Source organism: Rhizobium sp. BK529, from assembly GCF_014194105.1.
Lineage (GTDB): Bacteria > Pseudomonadota > Alphaproteobacteria > Rhizobiales > Rhizobiaceae > Rhizobium.
The window spans coordinates 3319401-3334675 of the sequence record NZ_JACIAU010000001.1; the positions used below are offsets into that span (position 1 = coordinate 3319401).

The 15275-nt window shown below is 61.5% G+C and carries 14 protein-coding genes; 11 read left to right on the plus strand and 3 right to left on the minus strand.

Annotation, left to right across the window (positions count from 1 at the left end; translation table 11 throughout):
- Positions 1-8: 8 nt before the first annotated feature.
- Genes FHX08_RS16645 through FHX08_RS16655 form a run of 3 tightly spaced genes read left to right on the plus strand, consistent with a single transcriptional unit; the run spans position 9 to position 2869 of the window.
- Positions 9-1877, plus strand: a complete 1869-nt coding sequence (locus tag FHX08_RS16645) for a DNA polymerase III subunit gamma/tau (protein WP_132653105.1) — start codon at positions 9-11, stop codon at positions 1875-1877.
- 19 nt (positions 1878-1896) lie between these two features.
- Positions 1897-2220, plus strand: a complete 324-nt coding sequence (locus tag FHX08_RS16650) for a YbaB/EbfC family nucleoid-associated protein (RefSeq protein WP_132653106.1) — start codon at positions 1897-1899, stop codon at positions 2218-2220.
- Positions 2221-2257: 37 nt separating this feature from the next.
- A complete protein-coding gene (locus FHX08_RS16655; protein ID WP_132653240.1) occupies positions 2258-2869 on the plus strand; it encodes a LysE family translocator in 612 nt (203 codons plus the stop codon).
- Between the two features lies 1 nt (position 2870).
- On the opposite strand, the gene FHX08_RS16660 is transcribed toward FHX08_RS16655, so the two are convergent.
- Positions 2871-3488 carry an MOSC domain-containing protein gene (locus tag FHX08_RS16660; protein WP_245508247.1) on the minus strand — a complete coding sequence of 206 codons (618 nt, stop codon included), beginning with the start codon at positions 3486-3488 and terminating at the stop codon, positions 2871-2873.
- Positions 3489-3545: 57 nt separating this feature from the next.
- Between FHX08_RS16660 and recR the strand changes: the two genes are divergently transcribed.
- Both recR and FHX08_RS16670 read left to right on the plus strand, forming a co-directional pair.
- Positions 3546-4151, plus strand: a complete 606-nt coding sequence (recR, locus tag FHX08_RS16665; RefSeq protein ID WP_132653108.1) for a recombination mediator RecR — start codon at positions 3546-3548, stop codon at positions 4149-4151.
- Positions 4152-4381: 230 nt separating this feature from the next.
- A complete protein-coding gene (locus tag FHX08_RS16670; RefSeq protein WP_245508255.1) occupies positions 4382-5596 on the plus strand; it encodes a lytic murein transglycosylase in 1215 nt (404 codons plus the stop codon).
- A gap of 14 nt (positions 5597-5610) precedes the next feature.
- Here the strand turns inward: FHX08_RS16670 and FHX08_RS16675 are convergent, their stop codons facing one another.
- Both FHX08_RS16675 and FHX08_RS16680 read right to left on the minus strand, forming a co-directional pair.
- Complete coding sequence (locus FHX08_RS16675; protein ID WP_132653110.1) at positions 5611-6066, minus strand: GNAT family N-acetyltransferase; 456 nt, start codon at positions 6064-6066, stop codon at positions 5611-5613.
- A gap of 8 nt (positions 6067-6074) precedes the next feature.
- On the minus strand, positions 6075-7706 hold the full coding sequence (locus FHX08_RS16680; RefSeq protein WP_132653111.1) for an MFS transporter: 1632 nt from the start codon (positions 7704-7706) through the stop codon (positions 6075-6077).
- A gap of 245 nt (positions 7707-7951) precedes the next feature.
- Between FHX08_RS16680 and rimP the strand changes: the two genes are divergently transcribed.
- The 6 genes from rimP to truB all read left to right on the plus strand — a co-directional run bounded on the left by rimP (position 7952) and on the right by truB (position 15203).
- A complete protein-coding gene (gene rimP / locus FHX08_RS16685) occupies positions 7952-8557 on the plus strand; it encodes a ribosome maturation factor RimP (protein WP_112564901.1) in 606 nt (201 codons plus the stop codon).
- Between the two features lie 60 nt (positions 8558-8617).
- Positions 8618-10222: a transcription termination factor NusA gene (nusA, locus tag FHX08_RS16690; RefSeq protein ID WP_132653112.1), complete on the plus strand. Its 1605-nt coding sequence runs from the start codon at positions 8618-8620 to the stop codon at positions 10220-10222.
- The gene (locus FHX08_RS16695; RefSeq protein WP_132653113.1) at positions 10222-10908 is read left to right on the plus strand and encodes an RNA-binding protein; all 687 of its coding nucleotides are present in this window, start codon (positions 10222-10224) and stop codon (positions 10906-10908) included. The genes nusA and FHX08_RS16695 overlap by 1 nt, the downstream gene beginning before the upstream one ends.
- Positions 10909-11010: 102 nt before the next feature.
- Entirely contained in the window at positions 11011-13782 is a 2772-nt protein-coding gene (gene infB / locus FHX08_RS16700; RefSeq protein ID WP_132653114.1) for a translation initiation factor IF-2, read from the plus strand.
- A gap of 75 nt (positions 13783-13857) precedes the next feature.
- Complete coding sequence (gene rbfA, locus FHX08_RS16705) at positions 13858-14259, plus strand: 30S ribosome-binding factor RbfA (RefSeq protein WP_132653115.1); 402 nt, start codon at positions 13858-13860, stop codon at positions 14257-14259.
- Between the two features lie 11 nt (positions 14260-14270).
- Positions 14271-15203 (plus strand): tRNA pseudouridine(55) synthase TruB, encoded by a 933-nt coding sequence (truB, locus tag FHX08_RS16710; RefSeq protein WP_132653116.1) that lies wholly within the window; start codon positions 14271-14273, stop codon positions 15201-15203.
- The last annotated feature ends 72 nt before the right edge of the window (positions 15204-15275 follow it).

Genomic DNA, 15275 nt, shown 5'->3' on the forward strand with positions numbered 1-15275 from the left:
GCAGGGCGATGAGCGACACCGAGCGACAGTCACAAGATGCCGCCTCGACGGGCACCGGATACCGGGTGCTGGCACGCAAATACCGCCCCAAGGATTTCACGGACCTGATGGTCGGCCAAGAGCCGATGGTCCGCACCCTCACCAACGCCTTCGAGACCGGCCGCATCGCGCAGGCCTATATGCTGACCGGCGTTCGCGGGGTGGGCAAGACGACGACGGCGCGCATTCTTGCGCGAGCGCTGAACTACAAGACGGCCGATATCGACAAGCCGACGATCGACCTTCGCGTGCCTGGGGAACATTGCCAGGCGATCATGGAAGGCCGCCATGTCGATGTGATCGAGATGGACGCCGCCTCGCATACCGGTATCGACGACATCAGAGAGATCATCGAACAGGTGCGCTATCGGCCGGTTTCAGCGCGCTTCAAGGTCTATATCATCGACGAAGTGCACATGCTTTCGACGGCAGCGTTCAACGGGTTGTTGAAGACGCTCGAGGAGCCGCCGGAACATGTGAAGTTCATCTTCGCGACAACGGAAATCCGCAAGGTTCCGATCACCGTTCTCTCCCGCTGCCAGCGCTTCGACCTGCGCCGCATCAGCGCTTCGGATCTCGTCGGCTTGTTCTCGACGATCGCCGCCAAAGAAGGCATCGAGGCGGAGCCGGATGCGCTCGCGATGATTGCGCGCGCCGCGGAGGGCTCGGCCCGTGACGGCCTGTCGCTGATGGACCAGGCGATTGCCCACGGTGGCGGCGTAGTGCAGGCGGAGGCTGTGCGCGGCATGCTCGGTCTTGCCGACCGTGCCCGCATCGTCGATCTCTTCCAGCATATCGTGCGCGGCGAAGTGGCCAGCGCGCTCAATGAATTCCAGAGCCAGTACGAGGCGGGCGCAAACCCGGTCGTAGTGCTGACGGATCTTGCCGATTTCACGCATCTAGTCACGCGGCTGAAATATGTGCCCGATGCCGCAAACGATCCTTCGCTTAGCGAAGTGGAGCGCACCAAGGCAGCAGAATTTGCGCAAGGGATTGCCGTCACCACGCTCTCGCGCATCTGGCAGATGCTGCTGAAGGGCATTCCGGAAACGGAAAATTCTTCGCGTACGGCAGGCGCGGCCGAAATGGTGCTGATCCGGCTGGCACATGCCGCACATCTGCCGGCTCCCGAAGACGCGGCACGGCGGCTTGCGGAATTCTCCAATGACGACGGAGTGTCCCGCTCCTCCTCACCGGCACCTTCCGGCGGCGGCAGCGGGACGCGCGTTCCCTATCAGACGAACGTGACGGCGCGAGCGCCCGAACCTGCACTGCGGCCGCAGCCGTCAGGCCCGACCGCCATGCTGCGTGCCGTGCCCAATCCGGAGCCTCAGGCTATCGGACGCACCGAGGTGAGGCCCGCGGAAGCGCCGAAACCGCTCGTGCGCGTCAATTCGATCGGCGATATCGTCGATCTTGCCGGCGAGAAGCGCGACGTCAAGGTGAAGGCGCTGGTGCGCAATTTCGTACGACCTGTGCGCATCGAGCCGGGCCGGCTGGATGTGAACCTTACCGAAGGCGCACCCGGCACGCTGCTGAACGAGCTCGCCGTCAAGCTCAAGGAATGGACGGGCATCCACTGGATCGTCAGCCTCAGCCGCGAGGAAGGCGCGCCGACAATGGTGGAGGCGGAAGCCAGGGCGCAGGAACAGCGCGTCAGCGATGCGCGTCAGGATCCCGATGTCGCGGCGATCCTCGCCCAGTTTCCGGGCGCCAAGATCATCGACGTGCGTGTGAGGGCGCCGACGCCGGAGGAAGAAGCCGAGGAGGTTGCACTGCCTGCCGCCGCGGAATCCGAAGAAGGCGACATTCTGCCGGGCGACGACATAGAATTCTGAGTTCAAGAAGGAGAAGACGATGCGCGACATCATGGGCATGATGGGCAAAGTCAAGGAAATGCAGGCCAAGATGGAGCAGATGCAGGCTGAGATTGCCGAGCTGACTGCCGAAGGCAAGGCAGGCGGTGGCCTCGTGACCGTCATCATTTCAGGCAAAGGCGAGCTGAAGAGCCTGAAGATCGACCCCTCTCTCTTCAAGGAAGACGATGTGGAGATCCTCGAAGACCTGATCGTTGCCGCCCACAAGGACGCCAAGGATAAGGCCGAGGCGATTGCCGCCGAAAAGACCAAGGCGCTGACAGCCGGCCTGTCGATCCCGCCCGGCTTCAAGCTGCCGTTCTGATTTTACCGCCTGGTCCCGGAGGAGGAGACGGGAGATGATGACGCTCACGACATTGCTGGCTTTTGCCGGCGCTCTTTTCATTGCCGCCGGCACACCCGGACCAAGCATTGCGGCGCTCGTGGCCCGCGTCATTTCGAAAGGCGCGCGTGACGTGCTGCCCTTCCTCTTTGGCATGTGGGCCGGAGATGCGATCTGGCTCACCTGCGCGATTGCCGGCCTCTCGGCCATTGCCGAGAGCTTCTACCATGTTTTCGTCGTCATCAAATGGCTCGGCGTGCTCTATCTTCTTTATCTCGCCTGGCGGATGTGGTTCGCCAAAGCCGATGTCGAGGAAGAGGAGCTGCCGCAGGAGCGCTCGCGCGGCCGGATGTTTTTGACCGGCCTGGCGATTGCCCTCGGCAACCCAAAGATCATGTTGTTCTACGTGGCCCTTCTGCCGTCAATCATCGACATCCCCTCGGTGTCTCTCGCCGGCTGGGCCGAACTCGTCGTCACCCTGTTCGTCGTCCTTGCTATCGTCGATTGCAGCTGGATGTTCCTTGCCGCCAAAGCGCGCGGTTTCCTGAGGAGCCGTCGCGCAGTACGGATCGCCAACCGGGTGAGCGCGGGAACAATGGCCGGGGCTGCCGTCACGATTGCGATGCGCTAAGCTAGGCCTCGGCCTGCAGGATCGCCCGCAATTTATAATGAATCGGAGACGCGAGGTATCGCACCCGGTCGCCGTCCGAAAGCCGGCGGCCGAAGGTTTCCATCATTTCCGGCATCATCACTCTCGCACCCGCATAGGCTTGATGACGCACTGGCGTGCCGGCTTCGACAATGCCGACGTGAATAACGCGGCAATAAATGCCGGGACGAGCGGCCGTTGTATAGCGCTTGACGAATTTCGGGTCGTTCATCCTGGCGGCGAATGTGGCGCAGGGGATGCGGCAGGAAGTGACCTCGAGGATCAGTTTGCCTGTCGTGAAACGGTCGCCAACCGCGACCTGTCGGTTGTCGAGGCCTTCAATAACGAGGTTCTCCCCGAATGTTCCAGGAGTGACGGGTTCGCCGAGTTCCCTCGCCCACCAGTCGAGCGTCAGCGATCCTTCGATATAGACAGCCTGATCGGCCCCGCCATGATGTTTCCTGTTGCAGATCGCGTCGCCCACGATACCTTCCGCATCGATCATGACGCCGCCGCTGACGGCGTGCTTGAAAATACCGGTCTTGTAGCTCTTGCCGGGCAGCTTTTCGGCTGTGCCTCGGCAGACGGCGAGGATTTTCATGGTTGCAGCGATTCTTCCGCGATTCCGTTTTCGTTCCATATCAGTTAAGAACGGCGCATGGCAAAGCGAGTCACCGGCCCCGAAATCGAAAAACTGATCCAGCTTCTGGCGAAAGTGCCGGGCCTTGGGCCGCGCTCGGCGCGGCGGGCGGCACTGCATCTGATCAAGAAGAAGGACCAGCTTCTAGGTCCTCTTTCGCATGCGATGGGCGAGGCCTATGACAAGGTGAAGATCTGCTCGCGATGCGGCAATGTCGATACGGTCGATCCCTGCACGGTCTGCACTGATGCGCAGCGCGACCAGTCCGTCATCATCGTCGTCGAGGATGTCTCCGACCTCTGGGCTCTGGAGCGTGCCGGAGCGCTGAATGCCGCCTACCATGTGCTCGGCGGCACGCTCTCGCCGCTCGACGGCGTCGGGCCTGACGACCTCAATATCCGCGGACTGATCAATCGCGTTAGCGAAGGCGGCATCAAGGAAATCATCATCGCGGTCAATGCCACCGTCGAGGGGCAGACGACGGCGCATTACATCGCCGACCAGCTTGCCGATCTCAATGTGAAGATCACGCGGCTGGCCCACGGCGTGCCTGTGGGCGGCGAACTCGACTATCTCGATGAGGGTACGCTGTCGGCGGCGCTTCGAGCGCGGACGGCAATATGAGGGAATTGAGGATGCGGCGAGCTACCCCTCTCTGCCCTGCCGGGCATCTCCTCCACAAGGTGGGAGATCAGAAGCGGCTTTGGTTTCCCGCCTCACTAACTGCTTGCCAGGTTGAGACGTCGGTAGCTGGCGGAAAACAGTGCATCCAATCAATCTCCCGACCTATGGGAGAGATGCCCGGCAGGCCAGACGGGGGTATTTTGCGGCGGTTGCTGATATTGACGCTCATCATGCTAACGGCGCTTTTCCCCTCCCCCGTCCTTGCTGGCCCATCAAAGGCCGATGTCGAAGCGCAATTCGACAGATGGCTACAGGCCAATCTCTGGCCGGAGGCGAAAAAGAACGGCATTTCGGAGAAGACTTTTCGGGCCGCCTTTTCCGGTGTTGAACTCAATTGGACCCTCACTGATCTCGCCCCTCCCGGCTTTCCGCCACCGAAGGAGCAGAAGCAGACGCAGGCGGAATTTTCCTCACCCGGTCCCTATTTCAACGAGGATCGGCTGAGACGGCTCGCCATGACCGGGCGCGGCTTTGCCTCGCAATATGCCTCGACGCTCAGCCGCATTGAAAAGATCTATGGCGTGCCGGGGTCAATCGTGCTGGCGATATGGGGCCGCGAGACCGGCTTTGGTGCAGCAAAGATCCCCAGTTCGGCAATCGAGGTATTGGCGACCAAGGCCTTCATGTCGACCCGCAAGGACATGTTCCGCATGGAGCTGATCGCTGCTCTCCATATTCTCGACGGTGGCGACGTAACACCTGCAGATTTCAAGGGATCGTCGGCAGGGGCACTCGGCCAGCCGCAGTTCATGCCGACCAGCTACCTGAAATATGCGGTCGATTTTGACGGCGACGGTCACCGCAACATCTGGACCTCGGTTCCTGACACGCTCGCCTCGATCGCGAATTTCCTCGTGAAGAAGGGGTGGCAGCGTGGTCGCGACTGGGGATTCGAGGTGACGATCCCGCAAGCCGTCTCCTGTGCGCAGGAAGGGCCTGACCTTGCCAAGCCCCTGTCCCACTGGGCGTCGCTTGGCGTCGACCGCATCTCCGGCAAGGGCTTTCCGTCCGGCGAATTAAAGGCGCAGGGCATGATGCTGGTGCCGGCCGGGCGCGACGGGCCACAATTCATCGTCACGCCCAATTTCTACATCATCAAGGAATATAACAACTCCGATCTCTATGCGCTCTACATCGGCAATCTCGCCGACCGCATTGCCCTCGGTTCTGGTGCCTTCCAGGGGCAATGGGGTGACGTTGGCAAGATGCTGCGCTCGGATGTCGCCGCCATGCAGCACGCGCTGGAGCGGCAGGGTTACGATGTCGGCGGCACCGACGGGTTGCCAGGCTACAAGACACGCCGCTCGATCGGCCAATGGCAGGAAAGGAACGGCATGAAACCGACCTGCTTTCCAGAGGAGTCGATGAAGGGCAAACTGAAGTAACGCCACACGCCATGTCATAGACTGCGCTTCAGCCCTTCATGGCTCGCCACGAAGCCGAGCTTTTCATAGAAACGGATCGAATCTGCGCGCGTTTTGTCTGTGGTGAGCTGGACGAGACCGCAGCCGCGCTCGGCGCAGCGGGCGACCGCCCATTCGACGAATTGCGAGCCAAGTCCGGAACCGCGACGGTGGCTTGCAATACGCACGCTCTCAATCTGGCCGCGCCACATGCCCGTTCTCGAAAGACCTGGAATAAAGCTCAATTGCAGGCAGCCGATAACCCGGTCCGTCTCGTCACTTGCAACGGCAAGCAACTGGTTGGGGTCCACGTCGATTGCGGCAAAGGCGGCGAGATAGCGTGCGTCGATTGGGTCGGAGACGACCTCGCGCGTGCTGCCGAGGTCATCATCGGCGAGCATGCGGACGATGTCAGGAAGATCGGACAACCGCGCGGTTCTGAACATGTGCATGCCTGGTCTCAATGATGCAGATCGATCGGGGCTTTGTGGAAGACGTCGTCGACGGGCGGTATGGCCTGGCGCTCGATCATGCGGCGAACACCCGGTGGGCTTTCGCCGCGGTGCAGCGCGCGAAGCCGGTCGGTATTTTCGGCATCGGCCTGCGTTCGGCGCAGATTATGCCTTATATACTCGACCCAGGTCGGCGTGTGATAGGTTTCCGTCCAGAGCCCGGGATTTTGGAGATCGCGCATCAGAGCCCAATTGCGGGCGCCATCACGGATACGGATGCGGCGGCGCTCGCCCATCAGCGTCATGAATTCGGCCAGATCGTCGTCGGCAATCTGGTAATCGACCTGGACGACAATCGGGCCGCTGCGTGGCGTGATGTCCAGGCCGAGAGCCGGCTCGATGAAGCGGTTGAGCGGATCGAGATTGAGCGAGGCGAAAGCGGGCATGGAAAATCGCAGGCCAATGACGATGCCAAGCAGCAGGACCGCAGCCGACATCAGCAATGCGTTGGAAAGACCGTAATTGTTGGCGACAACGCCCCAGAGCCAGCTGCCGCCGGCAATGCCGCCGAAAGTGACGGTCTGATAGAGCGAAAGGGAGCGGCCGACCACCCAGCGCGGCGTGGATAGCTGGACGATGGTGTTGAAGAGCGAAAGCGCAAAAACCCAGCAGGCGCCGGCAATCAGCAATCCGGCGGAGGTGAGCACGGCGCTTGGGCTCAGAGCCGCGATCACGGCGCTCAGCGCAAAACCAAGGAAGGCGAGACGGATGATCGTCTCGCTGGAAAACATTTCGCGCAGTTTGGCGCTGAGCACCGCGCCGGCTATCGCGCCGATGCCGAAGGCGCCGAGCATGAAACCATAGGTCAGCGGCCCGCCGGAAACGAGATCAAGCGCGACGACAGGCAACAGCGCTTGGATGGAGCTTGCGCCGATTCCGAACACCAGTCCTCTCAGGAGGATCTTTTCGAGATTGGGGGACATGGAGACATAGCGCATGCCGGCAAAGATGGCGCTGCCAAGTGTTTCCCGCGGCAATGTCGAGGCCGGCGTGTTCGGCCGCCAGCGAAACAGTGCATAGATCAGGGCGACATAGCTCAGCGCGTTCACCGCAAAGGCCGCGGCCGCACCGGCGGCGGCCACGATGGCACCACCGATCGCCGGACCGACGCTGCGGGTTATATTGAAGCCCATGCTGTTCAGCGTGACTGCATCCGGCAAATCGGCGCGCGGCACCATGTCGCCGACCGAGGCCTGCCAGGAGGGATTGTTGAGCGCCGTGCCGCAGCCGATGAGAAACGTGAAGAACAGAAGTAGACCGGGTGTAATCCATCCAAGGATGGCGCAAGCCGTCAACAGGATCGAGACCACGAGCATTGCCGATTGCGCCGTCAGCATGATCCGGCGTCGATCATAATTGTCGGCGAGTGCGCCTGAGATCAGCGAGAAGAGCATGACTGGCAGCGCCGTCGAGGTCTGGACCAGTGCAACCATATCCTCGGATGACGTGATGCTCGTCATCATCCAAGCGGCACCGACGGCCTGGATGAGGCCGCCGAAATTCGAGGCGAGACTTGCAAACCAGATGGTGCGATAGGTCTCGTGCCGCAAAGGCGCAAATGTCGATGTCGTACTGGCCACGCTTCCCCCGTTTTTATCGCATGCCTTGATAAGCAATATATGCGGAAGATAAATGCTCGCCATAGGTTAGCTTGCGCTTGAGAGGCCAAAGAGACGGAATCGCGTTCGACCTTGCAATTTCTATAGAACGGGACTATATGGCACTCAAATTCTTGATCGTACGATGAAGAGTGGGCCGCGAGGACCCGCTCTTTTTTGTTAGCGCGATCATCCCGAATGCCAGAAAATCGCAGGGAGCGCACCGCTTGTCGGATCTGACAAACGCAGACAACGAACGCGAGCCGCGGCTGATCACCGAGACCGGGCTTGACCAGCGCCTCGCCGATATCATCGAACCTGTGCTCGTGGACATGGGCTTCCGCCTCATTCGCGTGCGCATGCTCAATCAGAACGGCATGACGATGCAGGTCATGGCCGAGAAGAACGATGGCACGATGACCGTCGAGGACTGCGAGCAGGTCTCCATGGCGATTTCTCCGGTGCTCGATGTGGAAGATCCGATCGATAAAGAGTATCATCTCGAGGTGTCTTCGCCGGGTATCGACCGCCCTCTGGTGCGGAAATCCGATTTCACTCGCTGGCAGGGCCACCTCGTGAAGTGCGAAACGTCGATCATGATCGGCAATCGCAAACGCTTCCGCGGCAAGATCGTCGAAGCGGACGCCGACGGGTTTACGATCGAACGTGATCAAGTTGCCTACGGCGAGGAGCAGAAGGTCGTCATCCCCTTCACAGCGCTCAGCGATGCCAAACTCATTCTGACCGACGATCTGATCCGCGATGCGCTGCGCGCCGACAAGCTGGCGAAGGCGCAGGCTGCGAACCAGAACGAAGCGGACGACGAAGAATAACCGATCAACGTAAGCTCCAGGGACGGGAACCCGGGTAGTCAAGGACGGAGAAACAGAACAATGGCAGTCAGCGCAAACCGGCTCGAACTTCTGCAGATCGCAGATGCAGTGGCGCGCGAAAAGGTCATCGACCGCGAAATCGTGCTTGCCGCGATGGCCGATGCCATCCAGAAGGCGGCGCGCTCCCGTTACGGTACCGAATCCAATATCCGCGCCGACATTAACCCGAAGACCGGTGAAATCCGTCTGCAGCGCCTGCTCGAAGTCGTCGAGAAGGCTGAAGACTATTCCACCCAAATCCCGCTGGAATTGGCCCGCGACCGCAACCCGGACGCTGCCATCGGCGATTTCATTGCCGATCCGCTGCCGCCGATGGATTTCGGCCGTATCGCCGCGCAGTCGGCCAAGCAGGTCATCGTGCAGAAGGTGCGCGAAGCCGAGCGTGACCGCCAGTTCGACGAATTCAAGGATCGCGTCGGCGAAATCGTCAACGGCACGGTCAAGCGCGTCGAATATGGCAACGTCATCGTCGACCTCGGCCGTGGCGAAGGCATTATCCGCCGCGACGAAATGATCCCGCGCGAGAACGTCCGCTATGGCGATCGCGTCCGCGCATACGTATATGATGTGCGTCGCGAGCAGCGCGGCCCGCAGATCTTCCTGTCGCGCACGCATCCGCAGTTCATGGTCAAGCTCTTCACCATGGAAGTGCCCGAGATCTACGACGGCATCATTCAGGTGAAGTCGGTCGCCCGCGATCCGGGTTCGCGCGCCAAGATCGCCGTGATCTCGAACGATAGTTCGATCGATCCGGTCGGTGCCTGCGTCGGTATGCGTGGTTCTCGCGTTCAGGCCGTCGTCGGCGAGCTCCAGGGCGAGAAGATCGACATCATTCCCTGGTCGCAGGACCCGGCGACCTTCGTCGTCAACGCGCTGCAGCCGGCCGAAGTCGCCAAGGTCGTTCTCGACGAGGACGCAGAGCGCATCGAAGTGGTCGTACCGGACGAGCAGCTTTCGCTCGCCATCGGCCGCCGCGGCCAGAACGTTCGTCTCGCTTCGCAACTGACGGGCTGGGACATCGATATCATGACGGAAGCCGAAGAATCGGAACGCCGTCAGAAGGAATTCAACGAGCGCACCAACCTCTTCATGGATGCGCTCGACGTCGACGAGATGGTCGGACAGGTTCTGGCTTCGGAAGGCTTCGCTGCCGTCGAAGAACTGGCCTATGTCGATCTCGACGAAATCTCATCGATCGACGGCTTCGACGAAGATACCGCGCAGGAAATCCAGACCCGCGCCCGCGAATTCCTCGAAAAGCTCGAGGCAGAAATGGACGAGAAGCGCAAGGCTCTCGGCGTTTCCGACGAGCTGCGCCAGATCGATGGCATGACTGCCCAGATGATGGTCGCGCTCGGCGAGGACGGCATCAAGACGATCGAGGATTTCGCAGGCTGTGCAGCCGACGACCTCGTCGGCTGGACCGAACGCAAGAACGGCGAGACGAAGAAGTTCGAGGGCCTGTTCTCGAAATTCGACATTTCGCGTGTCGAAGCCGAACAGATGGTCGTGCAGGCCCGCCTGCTGGCCGGCTGGATCACAGAGGAAGACCTTGCGAAGGACACAGAGGCTGTTGAGGCCGATGCTGCCGAGCAGGACGCATAATGACGCTAACGCCGGACACATCTCCTGAGGACGACGATCTTGCAGGTTACGACGTGAACGGCCGCATGTGCATCGTGACACGCGAGAGCGGATCGCCTGATGAGCTGATCCGTTTCGTGGCCGCCCCTGACGGGACGGTGGTGCCGGATCTTAAGCGCGAGCTGCCGGGACGCGGCTGCTGGGTGAAGATCGATCGGTCACTGGTGGAAAAGGCGGTGGCGAAGAAGCTCTTCGCCCGCGCCCTGAAGGCCGATGTGAAGGCCGCCGATGACCTCGGCGAGAGATTGGAGCGGCTGTTTTTGCAGCAACTCCTGCAGATGATGAACATGGCGCGCAAAGCAGGCCAGCTCGTCACCGGCTCCGCCAAGGTGGATGCAGCAATCCGCAGCGGAGCTGCGCTTGCGGTGTTCCACTCGACGGATGCGGCAGCCGACGGTGTCAGAAAAATAGACCAGGCCCGCAAGGCCTGGCACCTCGGAATGGAAACCGAGGAGGAAATACCTTCCTTCCGTCTCTTCTCGGAGAACGAAATGGAAGGGGTGATGGGCCAGAATACTTTTATCCATGCCGCAGTGCTTGCAGGGCAGGCAGGTGAGGGTGTAGTGAAGCGCGCAAAGATGCTCGAACAGTACCGTAACGGCGGTCAGTCCCGGGCACCGGGCGGCGCTGGCCAGCAAAAACAATGATGCGGTCACCGGCGGAAGCCGGCCCCAATATCATTGATCGATTGTATGTGATTGACAGGGTATGATGGTTTCATCGTTCCCTGTCCGAAGGAACGGGAACGAATGACCGACAGCAACGACGACAAGACACTCAGCGTAACGGGGAAGAAGACCCTCACCTTGAAACCATCAGGGATGAGCCAGGGTACCGTTCGCCAAGATATGGGTCGCGGTCGCACCAAGGCGGTCGTCGTCGAGACCCGCAAGCGGCGCCCGATGCGCCCTGAAGACGAAAAGCCGATCACGCCTGCTCCCGCTGCTCCGGCGCGCGCGCCCGAACCAGCACCGGCGCCCGTGCAGGCTCGCCCGCAGCAGCCGGCGCCAGCCCCGCGCGTCCATCAGCCCGGCGGCCAGAACAACCAGCGCCCGCAGCAGAGCAACCAGCGGCCGCAGCAATCCTACCAGCCACCGCGCCAGCAGGATCGTCCGCGCCCCGTTGTGCTGAACCACCTTTCGCCGGAAGAAATGGATGCCCGCCGCCGCGCGCTTGCCGAAGCGCAGGCCCGTGACGCCCAGGATGCCATCCGCCGCGCGGAGGAAGAAAAGCGCCGTGCCGTCGAAGAGGCTGCACGTCAGGCTGCCGAAGCGGAAGAGGCCAAGCAGCGCGCTGCAGAAGAGGCTGCACGCCAGGCCGAGGCGGCAGCAGCCGCCGAGGCCGAAGCTCCGGCACCTGCTGCTCCCGTAGCGGAAGCGCGCGTTGAAACTCAGCGTCCGCAGCAGCCGACACCGCCATCCGCACCGGCCGCTCGCCGTCCGGAAGCCACTCCGTCGCCCTCAACGGCCCGGCCTGCGCCGGGTGCGCCGGCAGGCGCCCGTGGTCGCCGTAGTGAAGGCGAAGATGATGAACGTGGCACTTCGCGCGGCGGTCCGGTCCGTGGTCGCCCGGTTCGTCCGGAGCCCGCAAAGCCAGTGACGACCCGCCCGAAGAGCGAGGAAGACCGCCGCCGGGGCAAGCTGACCGTGACGACCGCAGACGTCGATGACGAAGGCAATGCACGCGGGCGTTCGCTTGCCTCCATGCGTCGCCGCCAGGAGAAATTCCGCCGCAGCCAGATGCAGGAAACGCGTGAGAAGATTTCGCGCGAAGTCGTCCTGCCGGAGACCATCACCATTCAGGAACTGTCGCAGCGTATGTCTGAACGTGCGGTCGACGTCATCAAGTTCCTGATGAAGGAAGGCCAGATGATGAAGCCGGGCGACGTCATCGACGCCGACCTTGCAGAACTCATTGCCGGCGAATTCGGCCACACGGTCAAGCGCGTCTCCGAATCCGACGTCGAACTCGGCATCTTCAATGTCGCCGACGTCGAAGGCGATCGTGTTTCGCGTCCGCCCGTCGTCACCATTATGGGGCACGTCGACCACGGCAAGACCTCGCTGCTCGACGCCATCCGCCATGCCAACGTGGTTGCTGGCGAAGCAGGCGGCATCACGCAGCATATCGGTGCCTATCAGGTGGAGCAGAACGGTCAGAAGATCACCTTCATCGACACGCCCGGCCACGCAGCCTTCACGGCCATGCGTGCCCGCGGTGCGCAGGCGACCGATATCGCGATCCTCGTCGTAGCGGCCGACGACAGCGTCATGCCGCAGACGATCGAATCGATCAATCACGCCAAGGCGGCCGGTGTTCCGATCATCGTGGCGATCAACAAGATCGACAAGCACGAGGCTGACCCGCAGAAGGTTCGCAACCAGCTTCTGCAGCATGAAGTCTTCGTGGAATCGATGGGCGGTGAAACGCTTGACGTCGAAGTATCTGCCAAGACCGGCAAGAACCTCGACAAGCTGCTCGAAGCCGTTCTGCTGCAGGCGGAAATCCTTGATCTCAAGGCCAATCCGAACCGCACCGCGGAAGGTACTGTTATCGAAGCCCAGCTTGACCGCGGCCGCGGCTCGGTTGCAACGGTTCTCGTTCAGAACGGTACGCTCAAGCCCGGTCAGATCATCGTCGCCGGCGATGTCTGGGGTCGCGTCCGCGCCCTAGTCAACGACAAGGGCGAGCACATGAAAGAGGCGCCACCGGCCATGCCGGTCGAAGTGCTCGGTCTCTCCGGTACGCCGCAGGCCGGCGACAAGTTCGCCGTCGTCGAAAACGAAAGCCGTGCCCGCGAGATCTCGGAATACCGTCAGCGTCTTGCCCGCGACAAGGCCGCTGCCCGCCAGTCGGGACAGCGCGGTTCGCTGGAACAGATGATGACGCAGCTCCAGACGACCGGCGTCAAGGAATTCCCGCTGGTCATCAAGGGCGACGTGCAGGGTTCGATCGAAGCGATCGCCGGTGCTCTCGAAAAGCTCGGCACCGACGAAGTGCGCGCCCGTATCGTCCACTCGGCGGTCGGCGGTATCACGGAATCGGATCTTTCGCTCGCCGAGGCCTCCGGTGCTGCCATCATCGGCTTCAACGTCCGCGCCAATTCGCAGGCTCGTACGCTTGCCGAACGCCAGGGTATCGAAATCCGCTACTACAACATCATCTACGACCTCGTGGATGACGTGAAGGCGGCGATGTCGGGTCTTCTGTCGCCGGAACGGCGCGAAACCTTCCTCGGCAATGCCGAAATCCTGGAAGTGTTCAACATCACCAGGGTTGGCAAGGTTGCTGGTTGCCGCGTCACCGAAGGCAAGGTCGAACGTGGTGCGGGCGTGCGCCTCATCCGCGACAACGTCGTCATCCACGAAGGCAAGCTCAAGACGCTCAAGCGCTTCAAGGACGAGGTTTCCGAAGTGCCGATGGGCCAGGAATGCGGCATGGCCTTCGAGAATTACGAGGATATCCGCGCCGGCGATACGATCGAGTGCTTCCGCGTGGAACATATCACGCGCACGCTCTGATCGGATCACGATTGAAATCTTGGACGGGCGCCGGATGATCCAGTCCGGCGCCCGATCCTTTTGGGATAAAGAACAATGGCAACAAGACCCACATCCTCGGCACCTTCGCAGCGCATGCTGCGCGTTGGCGAACAGGTTCGCGCAGCAATAACCCAGGTGCTGCAGCGTGGCGAAGTGCGCGACGACATCATCGAGGCGACAGTGATCTCGATCTCCGAGGTGCGCATGTCGCCCGACCTCAAGATCGCCACGGCCTATGTGACGCCGCTCGGCGTTTCCGACCACAGTGTCGTCATCGATGCGCTGAACCGCAACGCGAAGTTCATTCGCGGCCGACTCGGGCCGCAGCTGCGGCAGATGAAATACATGCCGGAAGTGCGCTTCCGCGACGATACCAGCTTCGACAATTATAAGAAGATCGACGACCTCTTGCGCTCGCCCGAGGTGAGTCGCGATCTCGACAGCGACGACGAATAACAGAAGAACAGATGTCCAAACCACGCAAACCCAAGGGCCGCCCGGTTTCCGGCTGGCTGATCCTCGACAAGCCGGTGGATTTCGGCTCGACGGAAGCCGTTTCCAAGATCAAGTGGCTCTTCAAGGCTCAGAAATGCGGTCATGCCGGCACGCTTGATCCGCTCGCATCCGGGATGCTGCCGATCGCGCTCGGCGATGCCACCAAGACCGTTCCCTATGTGATGGACGGCCGCAAGATCTACGAATTTACGGTGACTTGGGGCGAAGAGCGGGCGACCGACGACCTCGAAGGCGAGGTTACGCTGAGCTCCGACAAGCGGCCCAGCGAGCAGCAGATCCGTGACATCCTGCCGAAATATATCGGTACGATCAGCCAGGTCCCGCCGCAGTTCTCAGCCATCAAAATCGCCGGCGAGCGGGCCTATGATCTGGCACGTGATGGCGAGGTGGTCGAGATACCCTCGCGCGAAGTCGCGATTCATCGCCTGACGCTTCTCGCCTGCCCGGGTTCCAATACGGCGCATTTCGAGGTGGAATGCGGAAAGGGTACCTACGTGCGGGCGCTTGCACGCGATTTCGGCCGCGAGCTCGGCTGCTACGGCCATATTTCCGGCCTGCGCCGGACTTTCGTTGCGCCGTTCGCCGAAGAGACGATGGTGCCGCTTGTCAAGCTCACCGCGCTTGAAGAGATCGAGGACATGGATGAGCGCCTTGCCGCGCTCGATGCCCTGCTGATCGATACCTGCGAAGCGCTGTCGGCCCTGCCACATCTTGTTATCAGCGACGACCAGGCGCACCGGCTGAAGATGGGCAATCCCATCCTGGTGCGCGGCAGAGATGCTCCGATTGCCGAAAGCGAGGCCTATGCGACGGCACGCGGCAGGCTGATCGCTATCGGCGAGATCGGACAGGGCGAATTCCGGCCGAAGCGCGTCTTCGGCTGACGGGCAACCGCGAGCATCGCGGCAATTGCCAGACAATGACGATGCGGTATGTTTCCTGGCGGACCACAAAGG